The sequence below is a fragment of the Mesorhizobium sp. M7A.F.Ca.CA.002.05.1.1 genome (assembly GCF_003998335.1).
Taxonomy (GTDB): Bacteria; Pseudomonadota; Alphaproteobacteria; order Rhizobiales; family Rhizobiaceae; genus Mesorhizobium.
Map to the genome: position 1 here is coordinate 1 of NZ_RZQI01001577.1, position 582 is coordinate 582.

Here is a 582-nt window from a genome sequence, read left to right on the forward strand (position 1 = left end):
CTTCCTGTCCGTGCTGAAGGAACTGCGCGACGAGTTGCGGGTGATCATCGACACCGCTGCCGACGACCCGACGGGCGGCCAGTCGCTGGCCGAGTGGATCGCGCCGCTGCGCCGCCGCCAAACGCTGGCATGCGAAAGCCGCGACATCGATTGCGTGTGGAACCTGACCGGGCTGGAGGACTGCCACCTGCCGGCGGCGCGAAGCCTCGATCTCGTCCGCATCCTGCAGGAAGGCCTGACCAACGTGCTCAAGCACAGCCAGGCAAGCCGCGTCGTCATCGACCTGCACCGGCGCGGCGAGACGCTGAGCCTGGCCATCCAGGACAACGGCGTCGGCTTCGATACCGTCTCGGAGGCGCCCGTCCCGGGCACCGGCCTGCGCTCGATGCGGGCGCGGGCCGGGCGGCTGGGCGGCACGCTCGACACGCGGTCGCGGCACGGCGAAACCGTGCTGGCCCTGCAAGTGCCCGCGGCCTGAGCGGCGTATCCCGGCGCGGCGGGCATAGCTAGTTTCAACGATACCCGCCCTTGGTCTCGGGTGCTATGCCCCCGGGAACATGCACGACTGCGTCGGTGCTGATC

Annotated in this window: 1 protein-coding gene; it reads left to right on the top strand. The window is 70.1% G+C overall.

Annotated features, from left to right (window positions below; genetic code table 11):
• Positions 1–478, top strand: a 478-nt coding sequence (locus tag EN939_RS37135) for a sensor histidine kinase (RefSeq protein WP_335930825.1), incomplete at its 5' end; no start/stop codon positions are given.
• Positions 479–582 lie beyond the last annotated feature (104 nt).